This is a genomic window from Rhodoferax sp. GW821-FHT07F03 (genome assembly GCF_059418745.1).
On sequence record NZ_JBWKQM010000013.1, the window covers coordinates 145,619 to 162,114 of the forward strand.

The following is a 16,496-nucleotide window of genomic DNA, read 5'->3' on the forward strand; positions in this document are numbered from 1 at the left end:
GGGTGCTATTAATTTTGAAGTGCAGGAGCGAGCGATGCGAAATCTGGTAGAGCAGTTGTCCGCCTATGCCGCATACCACCGGCATCCGCGCAATGTCCTGATCCATTGCGTGGGCATTCCGCTGATTGTTGTGGCGACTGCGGTACTGTTGTCACGCCCTTCGATCTTTGCCATGGGCTGGGCGTTCACACCCGCGCTGGCCGTGGCGGTGTGTGCTACGGCCTACTACCTTTGGCTGGACCTTGGTTTGGGCTTGCTGATGGCGCTGCTGCTGGGATTGGCCGTGTGGTTCGGGGCTTGGAGCGCGGCCCTGCCCACGCCGACTTGGCTGGCCATGGGCCTGGGGGGATTCGTTGTGGGCTGGGTGCTGCAAGGGGTGGGCCACCTGATTGAGGGCCGTAAGCCTGCGTTTGTGGACGATTTGATGGGGCTGGCCATAGGGCCGCTCTTTGTGGTGGCCGAGGTACTGTTTTGGCTGGGATTTCGCCCCGGTCTGCGCAGCGCGCTGGCGGCTGCGGCGGGCGCGGATGCATTGCTTATCGAGGACAAGGACGCAAGTTGACCAAGATCAGATTCTGGATGCGGACATGGGTGCTGGCGCTGGCCGCCTGTTGCGGCCTGGTGGCTGGCGCAGCTGCGCAGACTCTGAGCCTGGGGGTATCCGACGGCCCGGTGTCCCTGCCGATTTATGTGGCGCAGGCGAATGGCTACTTTGAACGCGAAGGCCTGAGCCTGTCCACCCGCAGCTGCAGCAGTGGCCGCGATTGCTACAAGTTGATGGCCGAGGGGACCGTGCAGCTGGCTACCGCCGCCGAGTTGATCGCCACGTTGAACAGCTTCACCCGCCAGGACCTGGCATTCATCGCCTCCATCAGTGCGTCGTCGTCGCAGATCAAGATCGTGGCCCGGCGTAGCGCGGGTATTACGGCGCCGTCACAGGTCGCCGGCAAGCGCGTGGGCACGGTGCAGGGCAGCTCGGCCGCGTATTTTCTGGGCCGCTGGCTGGCTCTCGATAACCCACGCGGGCGAGACAGCACCATCATTTCCATGGAGCCGGGCCGCATTGCCGCCGCATTGCAGCGCGGCGAGATTGATGCGGCTGCGATCTGGGAACCGGTGGCCAGCAATGCGGCCGCTGCCCTGGGCTCGGATGGTGTGCTGTTTGAAAACCCGGGGCTGTACAGCCAGCAGTTTGGCTTGATCACCAGCCGCGCGCTTATCAAGACCCGGGAGGCGGATCTGCTGAAACTGCTGCGCGCCTTGCAGCAGGCCGAGCGCTTCATTGCCGAGCAGCCCCTGAAGGCGCAGCAGGTGCTGGTGGCCCGCCTGGGCGTGACCCCGGCCCAGGCGGCAGCCCAGATGCGTGAGCATGACTTCCGCCTCGGGCTGGATTTCTCGCTGATAGACACCATGGACAGTCAGGCCCGCTGGGCCATCCGCGAGATGCGGGTGCAGCCCCGGCCGGACACCCTGCTCAACGTGGTCGATCCGGCCCTGCTGCGCAAGGTGGCGCCTGACGCCGTGCAGCTGGGGCGCTAGGTGGGGCAATGCTGATCTGGGCTGCCCATGGCAGAGATCGAACGCGATAGATGCGGTCTTCTAGGACTTTGAACACGTTCTTAGTGCTTCAGCACGATTTTCCCCTGTACCCCGCTGGCGATGGCGTTTTGGGCTGCGCCAATGTCACTCAGTGACAAGGTCTTGGCAATTGGGATGCTCAACCTGCCCTCGGACGCGGCTTTGAGCACGGCATCCAGCGTATGTGCATCGCTGCGGTGATAGATCTCGTGGATAGTGACGCGATTGTGGGAATTGGCCCCTTCGGGGATGGGAACAATGCTGGCAACCTGGCCGCCATTTCGTACATGGCCAATCAGATTTCCGGCAGCTGCAGGTGCGGTGCTGATGGCAAATTCGAACATTGCCGCGGTGGGTGTTTGGGTGATATCGATAGCCTCGCCGGTCAGCGCACGTGCATCGGAAAGCCTTTCGGGCCGCACCCCTGCCACTGGTTTTGCGCCGATCTCCTGTAGATACTGGATTGCTGCGCGGCCAACCATGCCGAGTGCACCAGAAACCAGGACGCGGTCGCCCGACTTGACGCCCAGAGCATCCACTGTTTGCCGGCCGGTGAGTCCCGCTTTGACCAAGGATGCGCCCTGCTCGAAAGTCAGGTTGGCCGGGAGCTTCGCAACGGACGAGACCGGCAGTACACCGTATTCCGCATGGGCGCCCTTGCCATTGGCCGGAAAGTCGGCTACCACCCTGTCACCCACGGCCAGCCCGGTCACGCCTGAACCCAGTGCTGCAATGGTTCCTGCCGCGTCTCCGCCCAAGACAGCGGGAAGTTGCAGGGGAATGAGGTGGGCCATGTAACCCTGGCGGAGGATGAGATCAAATGGATTGATCGCAGACGCTTCGATCTTGATGAGGACTTCGCCGGCTTGCGGTTTGGGCGTCGGTATTTCATCGATCACGAACTGGTCGATATCGCCATAGGCTTTGAGAAGAGCAGCTTTCATGTGTTAACTCCTTGAGGTTGTGCCGATGGGGGCGGTGTTGGATGGCGGGGATTACTGCATTTCGCCAGCAGACGGACTGGCTCCCGGTGCAAGACCGAAGCGAAAGCTTGACGCGGTTATTGCGCCAAAAAGGTCGTCCTGGTGGTATGTCACGGCTCCTGGTTCGCTCTCGGCGGCTCCCACGACCACCATCAGTGGAATGAGATGGTCCTCACGTGGATGTGCCGCCTGCGCAGAAGGGGCCTTTTGCCACTCCTGCAGTTGTTCTACGCGTGCTTCCGGAGATGCGTGAACCAGTGTTTGCTGAAGCCAGCTGTCGAATTTCCGCGATGCTTCGCGTCCGCTGGTGCCGCGAATTTCTTGCAGGTTGTGATAGCTGAGTCCGCTGCCGATGATCAGCACCCCTTCATCCCGCAATGGTGCAAGAGCCCGGCCGACTGCGATGTGTAGCATGGGGTCGAGCCCTGCATCCAGTGACAGTTGAACCACTGGAATGTCTTCACCCGGATAGAGTGGCTTCATGATGCTGAAGGTGCCGTGGTCGAGGCCGCGTGTGGGGTCCAGTTGTGACCGGATGTCATTTGAACGCAAGAGTTCATGTATCCGTTTGGCCAGCGCTGGCGAGCCGGGTGCGCCATATTGGATGTGGTACAGGTATTCGGGAAAGCCGTAATAGTCGTAGACCATGCCCGGTTTCGCGCCAGACGAAATAGAGATGCCTTCGCTCTCCCAGTGGCCCGATATAACCAGGATGGCCTTGGGCAACTCCTGAAGCTCGCTTCTCATTTTCTTCAGTGAATTTTCAAGTTTGTCGAAGTTGCGACGGAATTCACCCGTCAGATACGGCCAGGGGCCTCCGCCGTGGCTGATGAAATAGGTTGGGAGACGAGGGGTGCTCATGGGTATTTCTGTGTGGATCGGAGGGGAGAAATCGGATGCATTTCTTGATCGTTTAGCTTAGCGTTTCGTAATAATTGATCTATAGGCTTTATATTGAAGAACTATTTCCTGTAGGTTGATGATCAATGGACACGTTAACGAGCTTGCGGGTTTTTTGCGCGGTGGCGGAGCTCAAAAGCTTTACGGGTGCAGCAGAGCGTCTGGGCCTTTCGCCAGCGATGGCTAGCAAACATGTCATGCACCTGGAGAGCCGGCTGGGCACCCGGCTGCTCAATCGAACCAGCCGCCACGTCAGCGTGACGGAAAGTGGCGTGCTTTATTTCGACCAGGCCCGGCAAATGCTGGATGGACTGGATGAGGTGGAAGCCGCCGTCAGCAACGTCACGGTGACGCCGCGGGGGACGCTCAAGTTGAGTGCGCCGGTGTGGCTTGCGAACAGCTTGGTTGCGCGCTTGGTTGCCCAATACCACCAACGCTGTCCCGAGGTGTGTCTCGACATGGATTTCAGTGGCCGGATCGTAAACCTCGTGGACGAGGGCTTCGACCTCGCCCTGCGCGTAACGGCACCGGAGAGGCTGGATCCTGGCCTTATCGCTCGTCCACTAACAAAAGTTGTTTTTCATATCGTTGGCGCGCCGGCTTATTTGGCACGCACTGGCCGGCCGGAGAAGCTGGCCGATCTCAATGGCCATTCGCTGTTGCAGTACAGCGGCATCAACCCCAATGGTATCTGGACTGTCGGCGGCCCGGATGGCGCGGAAATACTGAAGTTTCGGCCCGTGATGAGAAGCGAGAATGAGGCCATGCTGCATATGGCTTCGCTGGAAGGCATGGGCCTGGTCTTTCTGCCTGCCGTGATGATCCAGGCAGATATCGCTGAAGGACGGCTGGAGTTGGTGCTACCGGACAAAGTGAGTTTCAGTGCAACGCTCTACGCCGTCTACCCCAGCCGAAAATATCTTTCTGCCAAGGTGCGTACTTTCATAGATTTTCTTTCTGCTCAGCCTGATCTTTGCCCGGAAGTGCAAAGCGCGCCTTGACCCGCTCTGCGAGCTGCGCTCAGCTGTCCTGCAGCGTCTCGATGAGGCGTGCTGCATTGCCCATCATGGCGTGGTAGCTGTCCAGGCTGCCTTCTTCCAGGTTTTCAGCGCCCCAGTGCGTGATGGTGCCCAGGCCTTCGCTCAGTGCGTCCAGCAGCTCGGGCGATGCCCGGCCCAGGGTGGTGATCAGCACGTCGTTGATGACCTGCATGGCCCGGATTTGCCCGGCCTGGGCTTGGATGAGTGCGTGCAGGGCACGCGCGATGTCGTCGTTCATATGCGTCTTGCGGATGTCTAGGAGCGCCGATCGTAAACCCAGCGTCTCATGGGCTCATCCAGGCTGGCAGGCCTTCCATGCCGCCACAAAGCCGGCGGCCCGTGTGCGCACCTGCTCGGCCGGCGTGCCTGGCGCATACAGCTGGCCGCCAATGCCGAAGCCCGTGGCACCGACCTTGACCCAGGCCGCCATGCTCTCGGGCGTGATGCCGCCCACGGGCCAGATCGGTGTGCCGCTGGGCAGCACTGACAACAGGGCCTTCAGGCCGGCCGTGCCGACCTGCTCGGCGGGAAATATCTTCAGTGCATGCGCACCGGCTTCCAGCGCGGCAAAGGCTTCGCTGGGGGTGGCGATGCCCGGGGCACTGTACAGGCCAGAAGCCACGCTGTGGCTGATCACCGTGGGGTTGCAGTTGGGCGAGACGATGAGCTTGCCGCCGGCAGCCTTGACCGCATCCACGTCGGCGGTGCGCAGCACTGTGCCGGCGCCGACCAGCGCGTCGCTGGGTGCGATGGCCGACAGGAGGCGTATGCATTCCAGCGCGCCCGGGCGGTTCAGCGGCACTTCCAGAATGCGGAAACCTGCATCGAACAAGGCCTGGCCAACGTCTTCGGCCGAGGCGGTATCCAGGCCGCGCAGGATGGCGACCAGGGGTGGGTGGGGTGCGTGCATGGTCAAGCTCCGTGGGTTTGGATGTGGTGGAAGCCGCTCAGGATCACCTCGCGCGGCGACAGCACCCGCAGGCTGCAGCCCAACTGGGTGGCTGCGACCTGGTAGGCCTGGGCCAGGGCGAACGAACCTATCAAGTGGAATTCCGCGCTGCTATGGCTGCCCAGGTCGCGCAGCACGTCTTGCAGTTCGCTGCCAATCAGCAGGCCGCTCAAATAGGCCTGGGCCTGGCTGGCCGGCATAGTGCCGGTAACCACGCGGGCGCGGCAGGCAAACAGCTGGTGCGCCAGCGCGCCCGGCCCGCCTGCGGCCACGCCATCGGCAAAGGCGGCCTGGCTCCAAAGAGGTTCGGCGCCTGCAGGCTGGGCAGCTGCGGCCAGCGTGCCGTGCTGCGACAGCAGGGCGAACAGCTCGCCCGTCATATAGGTGCGCAGTTGCTCAATGCGGCCATCCCGCAGCTGCACCCATTTGCTGTGTGTGCCGGGCAGCACAAACCAGCCGTTGCGCAGGCCCATGGCCACAGCGCCCAGCAGCTGGGTTTCTTCGCCGCGCATCACATCGGGCTGGCCCTGGGCGTTACGCACGCAGTAGCCGGGCACGATGTAACGCGCTGTCTGGCCGGCCACGGCTACCAGGTGCTGGGGTAGTTCTTCGAGTGCAACCTCCGGGCCCAGATAGGGGGCTTCCTGCCAGCCAAAGGCGCTGCCCACCATGCCGGACATGACGACGCGGGTGTCGGCATCTGGCTGCGGGAGCAAAGGAGGGAGCAGGGCAGCCAGTGCGTCGGGATAGCGGCCACGCGCGGCCAGCGCGCCCTGGTCGTCGTCGGCTTCGGCTATGCACCTGCCTTCGGGGTTGATTGCGTAGCCGCGGCGATGGGTAGTGCCCCAGTCCACGCCTATCCAGGTGGGGTTGGTAGTTGTCATAGGATGTGTCTCTGTTTTAGATTGTATGATTTATTATGCTGCGGATCTGGTTGGTAGGGAACAGGTGCAGCACCATTTAGCGGGGGGTTATGCGATGACGGCAACTGCCACACACACTTTTGCGGCCACGTATGCGGGGCGCCATCGGCATGGGCAGGTGGTTAAAACTTTGGGTCATGCGGTCGTGGGCGGCACCTATGCGGTGGGCGCTTTGCTGCCCAATGAGGAGCTGCTGTGCCGTAGCCTGGATGTGAGTCGCACAGCGCTGCGCGAGGCCATCAAGGTGCTGGCCGCCAAGGGCTTGCTGGAGTCGCGGCCCCGTGTGGGTACCTGGGTGCGGCCCCGTGTGGGCTGGAATATGTTGGACCCGGACGTGCTGGCCTGGCGTTGCGCCACCGGGCCGGACGCGCAGTTCTACCGCCATCTGCTGGAGCTGCGCGAAATCATCGAGCCCGCTGCGGCGGCCTTGGCGGCGCGTAGCCGTAGCCCCGAACAGCTGGCCGACATGGAGCAGGCCTTCAAGGCCATGGAAGACGCGCGCAACGTGGGCGAATGGGTGACGGCCGACCTGTCTTTCCATAACGCGGTGTTGCAGGCCACCAACAACCCTCTGCTGGTGCCGCTGGTAGCCATTACCAGTAGCGCGCTGGAGTCGCTGCTCAGCATCACTGCGCGCCAGGCCGGCGGTTTCAACGATGCTTTGCCCGACCACCGCAAGGTGCTGGACGCCATCCGCGACAGTGACCCGCAGCGTGCCTTGCACCGCATGGCGGTGATGCTGTCCGACACCCGCGAGCTGATGCAGCAGGCCAATATGCTGGACGACGTGGCCCCGGTTTAAGGGTATCCACTAGGTTTTAGTTTCGGCTTTATTTGTATGATTTATTTGAACAACCCGATTTGCTCCGTTTAAGGCCGCCATGACCACCGAATCCCCCAAAAAACGCCGTTCCCAGCATTGGTTTGGCGGCACCAGCAAGGACAACTTCATCCACCGCAGCTGGATGAAAAGCGAAGGCCTGCCGGACGACAGCTTTGATGGCCGCCCGGTCATCGGTATCTGCAACACCTGGAGCGAACTCACGCCCTGCAACCAGCATTTCCGCCAGATTGCCGAGCGCGTGAAGCACGGCGTGCTGCAGGCCGGCGGCATTGCGGTCGAATTCCCCGTGTCCTCGCTGGGCGAGACCCTGATGCGCCCCACCGCCATGCTGTACCGCAATCTGGCCAGCATGGACGTGGAAGAAGCCATCCGTGCCCATCCGCTGGACGGCGTGGTGCTGCTGGCCGGCTGCGACAAGACTACGCCCGCCACCTTGATGGGTGCGGCCAGCGTCGATCTGCCCACCCTGGTGGTGTCCGGTGGCGCGATGCTGAACGGCAATTACCGTGGCGAAGCTATTGGTTCCGGTACCCATGTGTGGAAGTTCTCCGAGGCGGTGAACGCCGGCAAGATGACTCTGCCGCAGTTCATGCAGGCCGAAAGCTGCATGTCGCGCTCTGCCGGCGTCTGCATGACCATGGGTACGGCTTCCACCATGGCCAGCATGGTCGAGGCGCTGGGTGTTTCGCTGCCGACCAATGCGGCGATTCCGGCCGTCGATTCGCGCCGCCTGGAACTCGCGCAGCGCTCTGGCCGCATGATCGTTGACATGGTCGAGCGCGATATGCGTTTGTCGCAGGTGCTGACCCGCGAAGCCTTTGAAAACGCCATCCGTGTCTGCGGCGCCATCGGCGGCTCGACCAATGCGGTTATCCACCTGATCGCCATCGCCGGCCGCATGGGCGTGCCGCTGTCGCTGGACGACTGGGACCGCCTGGGCCGCGACATCCCGACCATCGTGAACCTGATGCCGTCGGGCGAATACCTGATGGAAGACTTCTACTACGCCGGTGGCCTGCCGGTGGTGATGAAGCGCCTGTTGGAGGCCGGCCTGCTGCACGGCGACGCCATCACCGTCAACAACCGCACCCAGGCGCAAAACGTCGAGCACGCCGAGTGCTTCAACGACAAGGTGATACGTCCGCTGAGCCAGCCCCTGGTGGAGCAGGGCGGCCTGGCGATCCTGCGCGGCAACCTGGCACCACAGGGCGCGGTGATCAAGCCGTCTGCCGCGACAGCCAAGCTGTTGCAGCACCGGGGCCGGGCCGTGGTGTTCGAGAACATCGAACACTACAAGGAACGCATCATGGACCCGGACCTGGACATCGACGAAAACTGTGTGATGGTGCTGAAGAACTGCGGCCCCAAGGGCTACCCCGGCATGGCCGAGGTCGGCAATATGGGCCTGCCGCCCAAGCTGCTGCAAAAAGGCATTACCGACATGGTCCGCATCTCCGATGCCCGCATGAGCGGCACGGCCTACGGCACGGTGGTGCTGCATGTGGCGCCTGAAGCCGCCGCCGGCGGCACGCTGGCCCTGGTGCAGGACGGTGACGAGATCGAGTTGGACGTGGCCGGTCGTGGCCTGCACCTGCATGTGAGCGACGAAGAATTGGCGCGCCGCCGTGCCGCCTGGGTGCCGCCACCCGAGCCTGCGTCGGGTTATGTGCGCCTGTACCACCGCCATGTGCTGCAGGCCGACCAAGGTGCCGACATGGACTTCCTGGTGGGCACCCGTGGCTCCGCCGTGCCGCGCGATTCACATTAGGTCCTGCTTGCGATGAGCCAGTTATTGCGCATGCAGGCCGCCGGCGTGGCGGTGGTGCTGGAGTTCGCCGTGGGCCAGATGCCCGTATGGCGCTACTGGGGTGCGGCCCTGGGCCAGACGCCATTGCTGGATGCCTGGCCCGCCACCGCTTTGCTGCGCATGGCCCCCGGTACGCTGGACCGCCTGGCCGGTGTGCCGCTGCTGCCCTGCTGGGGCAATGGCGAGCCCGGTGCCCCCGCGCTGCGTGCGCACCGCGCCGGCCTGGACGCCGTGCAGGACCTGCGCGCCACCGGCTTTCAACAACCCGATCCCCACACGCTGGTGTTGCAGCTGGCAGACGACGTGGCCGCCTTGGCGATGGACGTGACCCTGCAGCTGTGCACACGCAGTGGCGTGCTCAGTATCCACAGCCTTTTGCGCAATACCGGCACCGCCGATCTCACGGTGGACCACCTAGCCTGCGCCAGCGTGGCCTTGCCGCCCGTGCTGCAAGAGTTGGGCAGCTTTCACGGCCAGTGGTCGCATGAATTCCAATGGACCCGCCAGCCCGTGCCCATGGCCGGCTGGCAGCGCGACAACCGAACCGGCCGCAGCGGGCACGAGGCCCCGCCGGCGGTGTTCGTGCTGGCGCACGACGCCGGTGACCACCAGGGCGAGGCCGTGGCCGCGCAGCTGGCCTGGAGCGGCAACCACCGCTTTGCACTAGACCGCGCCGAAGACGGCCGCCTGTGCCTGCAGGCCGGCGAATGGCTGGCGCCGGGCGAGGTGGTCCTGGCCCCGGGCGCCACATTGCAAACGCCCACCCTGCACCTGGGCTGGTCCGATGCTGGCATGAACGGCGCCAGCGCGCGCCTGCAGCGCTACACCCGCAGCCAGGTGTTGCAATGGGCCGGCGGCAGCATGCGCCCGCGCCCGGTGCACCTGAATACCTGGGAGGCCGTGTATTTCAACCACCAGGCCGACGTACTGTTCGACCTGGCCCGCGCCGCTGCTGCGGTAGGCGTGGAGCGCTTTGTGCTGGACGACGGTTGGTTCCCCGCCCGCAAGGACGACCGCGCCGGCCTGGGCGACTGGTGGCCCGATCCGGCCAAATACCCCGAAGGCCTGGGCCCGCTCATCGCCCACGTGCACAGCCTGGGCATGGAGTTCGGCCTGTGGGTCGAGCCCGAAATGGTCAACCCTGACAGCGAGCTCTTCCGCGCCCACCCCGACTGGGCACTGCAGGTGGCCGGTCGCGCCCTGGTGCTGGGCCGCAACCAGCTGGTGCTGGATGTCGCCCGGCCCGAGGTGGGCCAGTACCTGTTTGACAAGCTGGATGCCTTGCTGCGCATGTACCCGATTGCCTACCTGAAGTGGGACATGAACCGCACCTTCGCCCAGGCCGTGGGCCTGGACGGCCGGGTCGCCATGCGCAGCCAGATTACCGCCTGGTACGCGCTGCTGCAGCGCCTGCGCACCGCCCACCCGCAGCTGGAGATTGAAACTTGCGCCTCGGGTGGCGGCCGTGCCGATCTGGGCGCGCTGCGCTACACCCAGCGCCTGTGGACCAGTGACAACAACGACGCGGTATCGCGCGTCACCATCCAGAGCGGGGCGGCGCGCCTGTTTCCGCTGGAGCTGATGGGCAGCCATGTAGGGCCGGCGCCGGCACATGCCACCGGCCGCAGCCAGAGCATGGACTTCCGATGCGCCGTGGCCTGCTTTGGCCATATGGGCGTGGAGGCCGATGTGCGCCAGCTGCCAGATGCCGACCGCGCCACGCTGAGCCGCTGGATCACCTTGTACAAATCGCTGCGCGGGGTCTTGCACAGCGGTCAGTTCCACCAGGGCCGCACCGAGGATGGTTTGGTCTGGTGGTTGGTACAAGCCGCAGACCGTGCCGTGCTGGGCGTGTTTACTCTGCAGCCGCACAACTACACCTACCAGCCGCCGCTGCGCCTGCCGTCCTTGGCCGGCACAGGCGTATGGCAGCTGCAGTTGCTGGCCAGTGCCGGCCAGGCGCGTGCACGCGGCGACGCGCTGGACCCCTGGGGCGATGCGTTGCGCCAGGCGGATGGTGTGTGCGTGGCCGGCAGCGAGTTGGCCTGCATGGGCCTGCCGGTGCCGGTGATGCAGCCCGAATCGGCATTGCTTTATTCTTTCTCCCACGTGCCAGGATCAGAGGGCTGACGGGCCGTTTTTTTACATTCTTCCTTACCTGGAGACATCGATTGAAATACGCAAACTACCCCAGCCTGGAGGGCCGCAGTGTGTTCGTCACCGGCGGTAGCTCAGGCATTGGCGGCGACATCGTGGAGGCCTTTGCGCGCCAGGGTGCCAAAGTGGCTTTTACCGGGCGCAACGCCGAGTCGGCAGCCAAAGTGGTGGCGGCTGCCAGTGCGGTCGGCCCCACGCCGCTGTTCTTGCAAAGTGAGGCCAGCGATGTGGCTGCCTTGCAGGCTGCACTGGCCCAGGCCGTGGCCGCGCATGGCGACATCCATGTGCTGATCAACAACGTGGCCAACGACCAGCGCCACGACCTGATGGACGTGACGGTGGAAGACTTCGACTGGCGCGTGGCCGTCAACCTACGTCCGCACGTATTTGCGGCCCAGGCCGTGGTGCCCGGCATGCGGCGCATCGGCGGCGGGGCCATTGTGAATCTGGGCTCCATCAGCTGGATGATGAAGGGCAAGGGCTACCCTCTGTACGCCACCTGCAAGGCCGCCACCGTAGGCCTGACGCGCAGCCTGGCGCGCGACCTGGGGCCGGATAATATCCGCGTCAACACCCTGACCCCTGGCTGGATCATGACCGAGAAGCAACTCACCCAGTGGGTCGATGAGGAAGGCGAACGCGCGCTGGATGCCAACCAGTGTCTGCCCGGCCGCATCAAAGGTGCCGACGTGGCGAACATGGCCTTGTTCCTGTCGGCCGACGACAGCAGCATGGTCACCGCCCAGGACTTCGTGGTGGACGCGGGGTGGACATGAGCACGGCAGACACTCCCCAAACGATCACACCCGTCTGGACGCCCACCCTGCAGCTGGGCGAGGGCACGCTGTGGCACGCGGCCAGCGGGCGCTTTTTCTTCGTGGACATCATGGGCCGGGCGGTGCATGCCTGGTCTCCCAGCACCGACCAGCGCTACAGCTGGCCCATGCCCGAGCATGTGGGCTGGATCATTCCCTGCGCCGATGGCCAGGGTTTCGTGGCCGGCTTCCGCTCTGGTTTTGTGCGCCTGACGCTGGAGCCCGAGCTGCGCATCGAACGCCTGGGCACGCCGCACCCCGACCAGCCCGGCGTGCGCCTGAACGACGCCAAGGCCGACGCGGCCGGCCGCATCTGGGCCGGCTCGATGTTCTCGGACGATCCGCAAGAAGCGCGCGGCCAGCTGGCCTGTCTGCACCAGGACGGCCGCATTGAGGTGGTAGAGCGCAACATCCACATTGCCAACGGCCCAGCCATCTCGGCCGATGGCACGGTGATGCTGCACACGGACAGCCTGCTGCGCAGCATCTACCGCTACACCCTGGGTGCCGATGGCCAGTTGCAGAGCAAGACGCTGTGGAAGCGCTTTGCGATGGAAGAGGGCGAGCCCGATGGCATGACCTTCGACGCCGAAGGCCATGTGTGGGTGGCCATGTGGGGCGGCGGCTGCCTGCGCCGTTTCAATTTGGCCGGTGAGGAGCTGCTGCGCATCGACCTGCCCGCCAGCCAGATCACCAATGTGGCGTTTGGTGGTGCGGAGTTGGATCTGATGCTGGTCACCAGTGCCCGCGTGGACCTGACGCCGGAGCAACTGGCGCAGCAGCCCCTGGCCGGCTCGGCCTTTGCGCTGCGCACCGGTGTGCGGGGGCTGCAGGCCCACGCCTGGGGTGCGGTGGTTTGATAAGAAAATAGCCGCTGGCGCAGGTTCTATCTGTGCTGGTAGCTATTTATTTGATAGTGATGTGGGCGTGTCTACGGTGTGCCGACATCCACTGCAAAGGTGTTCCGGCCGGCGGCTTTTGCGCGGTACAGTGCTCGGTCCGCACGCGCCAGCAACTCGCTGGCACCCAGTGCATCCGCCGGGCCTTCCGGCTGGAAAAAAGCAATGCCTATGCTGGTGGTGACCAGAATTTCCCTGCCTTCGGTCTGCATCGGAAGCCGTACGGCTTCAATCAATTTGGCCACCACGGCCTCCGTCTCGGGTAGCGTTTTCACATCTTCCAGGATGACCACAAATTCGTCGCCGGCCAGCCGTGCAGCCGCGTCGGTGATGCGGATGCCCGCGCGTATGCGCTTGGCGAATTCGCACAGCACCACGTCGCCCGCGGCATGTCCCAGCGAGTCGTTGATGGATTTGAAGTGGTCCACGTCCAGGAACATTAGCGCCATGGGGCTGCCGGTGCGGCGGCTACGCGACAGGGCCTGTTCCAGATTTTCACCAAACTGGCGTCGGTTGGGCAGGCCGGTGAGGGTGTCGGTGCGCGAGAGGTCGCGCAGCTCCTGCTCCACGCGCTTGAGCTCCGTGACGTCGGAGGCCAGTACGAAGGCACCCAGTATTTCTCCGTCCGCCAACACGTCCGGTACATAGATGGTCTGCAGATCACGCGCGGAGCCATCCAACACGGAAAAGACTTCGAACGCCGCACGTTCGCCCTGTAGTGCGCGTCGCAGCGGTTCCCGGCGCTGCGCGTAGAGCTCGGGGCCAAGCACCTCCTGAACCGGCCGGCCCAGGATGGCGTCCTGCTCTAAACCCAGCCACTCGCGGTAGGTCTTGTTGATGAATCGGTAGCGCTCCTGCGTGTCCACATAGGCGACGAAGGCCGGCAGGTTGTCTGTCACGGCCCGCAACTGGCGTTCGCTGGCTTCTATGCGTGTCTGTGCCTGGTGCTGCTCCGAACGGTCGAGCACCAAGCCAAAAACACCTATGACTTTGCCGCTTTCATCCCGGTCAGGCACGTAGTGCGCAAACATGTGGGAGGGCGCGTGAGGGAGTGTGTTCCTGAGCTCAAACGAAACATCCTTGCCCGTCAGAGCCTCGGCGATACGGGGCTGTATGTATTTGAAAACCTCGTCGCCAAATACCTCGGCTATGGTTTTGCCCGCCGTTTCCCCGGGCAGCGAAAACCACTTCTGGTAGTTGTCGTTGGTAAAGGTATAGCGGTAGTCGGTGTCTATGTGCGAGATCAGCACCGGCAGATTGTTCGCAATCAGCCGCAGGCGCTGCTCGTTGGTACGCAAGGCCCGGGAGATGGCGTTTTTTTCGGTCACGTCCTGGATCACGGCCAGTGAATGCGCAGGCTGGCCCTGCGCGTCGCGCTGCAGCACGGCCGACAGCAGCACGTCGATGGTGCGACCGTCTTTGCACACCATCTGGTAGGGGATGTCGTGACACCGGCCGTACTGCATGAACTCTGGAAGTACTACCGTACGCGCATAGTCCCGCGATGCGGCAGAGAGGAACTCCACCGACGCGCGGCCCACCACTTCCTGGCGTGTATAGCCCAGTTTGGCCAGCCAGGTGTCGCTGACGAACAGGATGCGCCCCTGTGCATCTATCGAGTGCAGCATGGCCGGCGTTGCCTCGTACAGGGTGCGAAAGCTGTCCTGGCTGGCCTTCAGCGCGAGCTCTGCGCGCTTTCTTTCGGTAATGTCGCGGCCCACCGAATGCAGTGCGATCACCTGGCCTTGGTCGTTTCCGATGGCGCGGTTGGACCAGGCGAACCAGCATTCCTTGCCCGAGGCCGAACGCATCTGGTTCTCGCCCTGCGCAGTGCCTGGTTTGCTGCACACGGCACGCAAGTGGGCTGCGACCGATTCCTTGTCTTTTTCGGCAACGTACTCCAGCAGGTTGTGTCCCGTCATGGATGCGGGTGTCTCACCAAAATGCTTGGCATATGCCGAGTTGACGAAAGTCAGCTCGCCCGAGGGCAGCGCCAGCGAGATCAGATCCGTCTGGTCTTCCACGATAGCGTGGTACAGCGCGCCTTTAGCGCTGATCTCTTGTGCCTGTTGTATGGTGAGTGCGTTCAGCTGGTCCAGGTCCAGGGCATTCTTGCGCATCAGCAGAGAATGGGCGGCCACCTGCGCCAGATCGGTCAGCGCAGCACGTTGTGCGTTGGTCAGTACGCGTGCCTGCCGGTCTATCACGCACAGAGTGCCAATGTTTTCTCCATCGGGCATGACGATGGGAGCGCCAGCGTAAAAACGGATATGCGGCTGTCCAGTAACCAGAGGGTTGGCCATGAATCGCGGGTCCCGCATTGCGTCGGATATCTCCATCAACTCGGCGTGCAGGATGGCGTGGGCGCAGAAGGCCGAGTCGCGCGGTGTTTGCGTAACTCCTTCCATGCCGATATTGGATTTGAACCACTGCCGGTCCGAGTCCACTAGGCTCATCAGTGCAATGGGTACACCGCACACCGAGGAGGCTACGCGCGCCAGGGCATCAAAGATCGGCTCAGGTCCGGTGTCCAGGACCTGGAGTGAACGCAATCGGCTCAGCCTTTTGTCTTCATCCCGTGGCAGGGGTGCGGCGGAAGTCATGTGTTTTTTCTACCTAGCTCTGAAAGCTTTACCGGATGGACTGAATCTTAGGGCACTCGGCGCCGGGAGGTGGCAATACCCCACTCGGGGTAAACGTGAAAGCCGCAAGCGAAGCGTACGCTCTTGCGAAAGTTGCCGCGCAGATGGCAGTGTTTTGGTGGGCGTTTATGCAAAAAATGGCTATGACGCAGATTTTATAAGCGCTGGGCGCTACTTTTTTTGTAGTGATGCAAGTGTGGTGGCCAGCGTTGTCAGCCCGTGCAACAGGCGCAGTCGAACGGTTGGGCGACCGGGTCGCTATCTTTGAGGCCGCCAGTCAGGGTGAGTGGAAGCGGATGCAACCGCCTGCGTTCAGCTCCACCGTCGCCCTGTAGACCGCCAGGAACGGTGCCTTGGTGGTCTTCTTGTCGGCTGTATTGGGTACTTGAACCGTGTACAGCACCAACGATACAGAATGATCAGAGTCGGCTAGGCATGGCTCGCGTGCAATAGCTGTCAGCCCAGTATCACGGGGGCATTGGGAAGCTCGTTGATACGTGTACCACCGGATGGAAAGTGGGTACCAACAACGCCTGCGACGGCGGCGATTCCATGCAATGCGCCTTCTTGGAACGCAGATTTTGAGAAGTTCATTTCCATGTCATGGCAGATAGCGTTCCAGCTTGCATTGCCGGCTTTGGCATGGATGCCCCTGTCGGCCACGATTTCAACCGCGTGGTCTGCGAGTAATACATAAATCAGAACGCCGTTGTTGCGCTCGGTGTCCCACACCCGTAGTTGGGAAAACACTTCAAGGGCACGTTCGCGGGAAGATTGGCCTTTTAGCAGACGCATGCCGTCCAGCCCGCCCTCCACGGCAAACCGAATCTCCCCGCCATGCAGTTGTTCGCTGCGGTGGATCTCCTGCTCTATAGCGCGTAGGTCTTCGGACGTGAAGGCTCGGTGCAGCTGCCAATCGGTAAACAGCAGGTGGCGCATGAAACGTTGTATCTGCATGG

General features: G+C 63.1%; 15 protein-coding genes. 8 read left to right on the plus strand and 7 right to left on the minus strand.

All coding sequences use genetic code 11. The annotated features are described in order from the left end of the window. Positions 1-34 precede the first annotated feature (34 nt). Positions 35-562 carry an Mpo1 family 2-hydroxy fatty acid dioxygenase gene (locus AC07R0_RS20410; RefSeq protein ID WP_495106207.1) on the plus strand — a complete coding sequence of 176 codons (528 nt, stop codon included), beginning with the start codon at positions 35-37 and terminating at the stop codon, positions 560-562. Then, entirely contained in the window at positions 559-1,539 is a 981-nt protein-coding gene (locus AC07R0_RS20415) for an ABC transporter substrate-binding protein (protein WP_495106208.1), read from the plus strand. The genes AC07R0_RS20410 and AC07R0_RS20415 overlap by 4 nt, the downstream gene beginning before the upstream one ends. A gap of 80 nt (positions 1,540-1,619) precedes the next feature. On the opposite strand, the gene AC07R0_RS20420 is transcribed toward AC07R0_RS20415, so the two are convergent. Both AC07R0_RS20420 and AC07R0_RS20425 read right to left on the minus strand, forming a co-directional pair. Then, a complete protein-coding gene (locus tag AC07R0_RS20420; RefSeq protein WP_495106209.1) occupies positions 1,620-2,522 on the minus strand; it encodes an NADP-dependent oxidoreductase in 903 nt (300 codons plus the stop codon). Positions 2,523-2,573: 51 nt separating this feature from the next. Next, positions 2,574-3,422 (minus strand): DODA-type extradiol aromatic ring-opening family dioxygenase, encoded by an 849-nt coding sequence (locus AC07R0_RS20425; protein ID WP_495106210.1) that lies wholly within the window; start codon positions 3,420-3,422, stop codon positions 2,574-2,576. 125 nt (positions 3,423-3,547) lie between these two features. Between AC07R0_RS20425 and AC07R0_RS20430 the strand changes: the two genes are divergently transcribed. Next, the gene (locus tag AC07R0_RS20430) at positions 3,548-4,462 is read left to right on the plus strand and encodes a LysR family transcriptional regulator (protein ID WP_495075248.1); all 915 of its coding nucleotides are present in this window, start codon (positions 3,548-3,550) and stop codon (positions 4,460-4,462) included. A 19-nt stretch (positions 4,463-4,481) separates the two neighbouring features. Here the strand turns inward: AC07R0_RS20430 and AC07R0_RS20435 are convergent, their stop codons facing one another. The 3 genes from AC07R0_RS20435 to AC07R0_RS20445 are packed head-to-tail and all read right to left on the minus strand — an operon-like array spanning position 4,482 to position 6,334. Beyond that, positions 4,482-4,739 carry a hypothetical protein gene (locus tag AC07R0_RS20435; protein ID WP_495075249.1) on the minus strand — a complete coding sequence of 86 codons (258 nt, stop codon included), beginning with the start codon at positions 4,737-4,739 and terminating at the stop codon, positions 4,482-4,484. Between the two features lie 54 nt (positions 4,740-4,793). Beyond that, positions 4,794-5,411 (minus strand): 2-dehydro-3-deoxy-6-phosphogalactonate aldolase, encoded by a 618-nt coding sequence (locus AC07R0_RS20440; protein WP_495106211.1) that lies wholly within the window; start codon positions 5,409-5,411, stop codon positions 4,794-4,796. Positions 5,412-5,413: 2 nt separating this feature from the next. Then, positions 5,414-6,334 carry a 2-dehydro-3-deoxygalactonokinase gene (locus AC07R0_RS20445; RefSeq protein WP_495106212.1) on the minus strand — a complete coding sequence of 307 codons (921 nt, stop codon included), beginning with the start codon at positions 6,332-6,334 and terminating at the stop codon, positions 5,414-5,416. A 157-nt stretch (positions 6,335-6,491) separates the two neighbouring features. Between AC07R0_RS20445 and AC07R0_RS20450 the strand changes: the two genes are divergently transcribed. The 5 genes from AC07R0_RS20450 (at position 6,492) to AC07R0_RS20470 (ending at position 12,856) form a co-directional block, all read left to right on the plus strand. Next, positions 6,492-7,175, plus strand: coding sequence for a FadR/GntR family transcriptional regulator (locus AC07R0_RS20450; RefSeq protein ID WP_495097392.1), 684 nt, complete (start codon positions 6,492-6,494; stop codon positions 7,173-7,175). 79 nt (positions 7,176-7,254) lie between these two features. Continuing rightward, positions 7,255-8,985, plus strand: coding sequence for an IlvD/Edd family dehydratase (locus tag AC07R0_RS20455; protein WP_495106213.1), 1,731 nt, complete (start codon positions 7,255-7,257; stop codon positions 8,983-8,985). Between the two features lie 12 nt (positions 8,986-8,997). Next, positions 8,998-11,154, plus strand: coding sequence for an alpha-galactosidase (locus AC07R0_RS20460; RefSeq protein ID WP_495106214.1), 2,157 nt, complete (start codon positions 8,998-9,000; stop codon positions 11,152-11,154). Between the two features lie 41 nt (positions 11,155-11,195). Then, a complete protein-coding gene (locus AC07R0_RS20465; RefSeq protein ID WP_495097395.1) occupies positions 11,196-11,957 on the plus strand; it encodes an SDR family NAD(P)-dependent oxidoreductase in 762 nt (253 codons plus the stop codon). After that, the gene (locus AC07R0_RS20470) at positions 11,954-12,856 is read left to right on the plus strand and encodes an SMP-30/gluconolactonase/LRE family protein (protein WP_495106215.1); all 903 of its coding nucleotides are present in this window, start codon (positions 11,954-11,956) and stop codon (positions 12,854-12,856) included. Before AC07R0_RS20465 ends, AC07R0_RS20470 begins: the two co-directional genes overlap by 4 nt. A 71-nt stretch (positions 12,857-12,927) precedes the next feature. On the opposite strand, the gene AC07R0_RS20475 is transcribed toward AC07R0_RS20470, so the two are convergent. Together AC07R0_RS20475 and AC07R0_RS20480 are read right to left on the minus strand one after the other, a co-directional pair. Further along, positions 12,928-15,498, minus strand: a complete 2,571-nt coding sequence (locus AC07R0_RS20475; protein ID WP_495106216.1) for a PAS domain-containing protein — start codon at positions 15,496-15,498, stop codon at positions 12,928-12,930. A 495-nt stretch (positions 15,499-15,993) separates the two neighbouring features. Then, a complete protein-coding gene (locus AC07R0_RS20480) occupies positions 15,994-16,494 on the minus strand; it encodes a TPM domain-containing protein (RefSeq protein ID WP_495106217.1) in 501 nt (166 codons plus the stop codon). Positions 16,495-16,496: the final 2 nt, after the last annotated feature.

Coding starts and splice junctions, on each gene's coding strand:
- AC07R0_RS20410 (WP_495106207.1), top strand. CDS start 35: ATGCGAAATCTGGTAGAGCAGTTGTCCGCCTATGCCGCATACCACCGG.
- AC07R0_RS20420 (WP_495106209.1), bottom strand. CDS start 2,522: ATGAAAGCTGCTCTTCTCAAAGCCTATGGCGATATCGACCAGTTCGTG.
- AC07R0_RS20425 (WP_495106210.1), bottom strand. CDS start 3,422: ATGAGCACCCCTCGTCTCCCAACCTATTTCATCAGCCACGGCGGAGGC.
- AC07R0_RS20430 (WP_495075248.1), top strand. CDS start 3,548: ATGGACACGTTAACGAGCTTGCGGGTTTTTTGCGCGGTGGCGGAGCTC.
- AC07R0_RS20435 (WP_495075249.1), bottom strand. CDS start 4,739: ATGAACGACGACATCGCGCGTGCCCTGCACGCACTCATCCAAGCCCAG.
- AC07R0_RS20440 (WP_495106211.1), bottom strand. CDS start 5,411: ATGCACGCACCCCACCCACCCCTGGTCGCCATCCTGCGCGGCCTGGAT.
- AC07R0_RS20445 (WP_495106212.1), bottom strand. CDS start 6,334: ATGACAACTACCAACCCCACCTGGATAGGCGTGGACTGGGGCACTACC.
- AC07R0_RS20455 (WP_495106213.1), top strand. CDS start 7,255: ATGACCACCGAATCCCCCAAAAAACGCCGTTCCCAGCATTGGTTTGGC.
- AC07R0_RS20460 (WP_495106214.1), top strand. CDS start 8,998: ATGAGCCAGTTATTGCGCATGCAGGCCGCCGGCGTGGCGGTGGTGCTG.
- AC07R0_RS20470 (WP_495106215.1), top strand. CDS start 11,954: ATGAGCACGGCAGACACTCCCCAAACGATCACACCCGTCTGGACGCCC.
- AC07R0_RS20475 (WP_495106216.1), bottom strand. CDS start 15,498: ATGACTTCCGCCGCACCCCTGCCACGGGATGAAGACAAAAGGCTGAGC.
- AC07R0_RS20480 (WP_495106217.1), bottom strand. CDS start 16,494: ATGCAGATACAACGTTTCATGCGCCACCTGCTGTTTACCGATTGGCAG.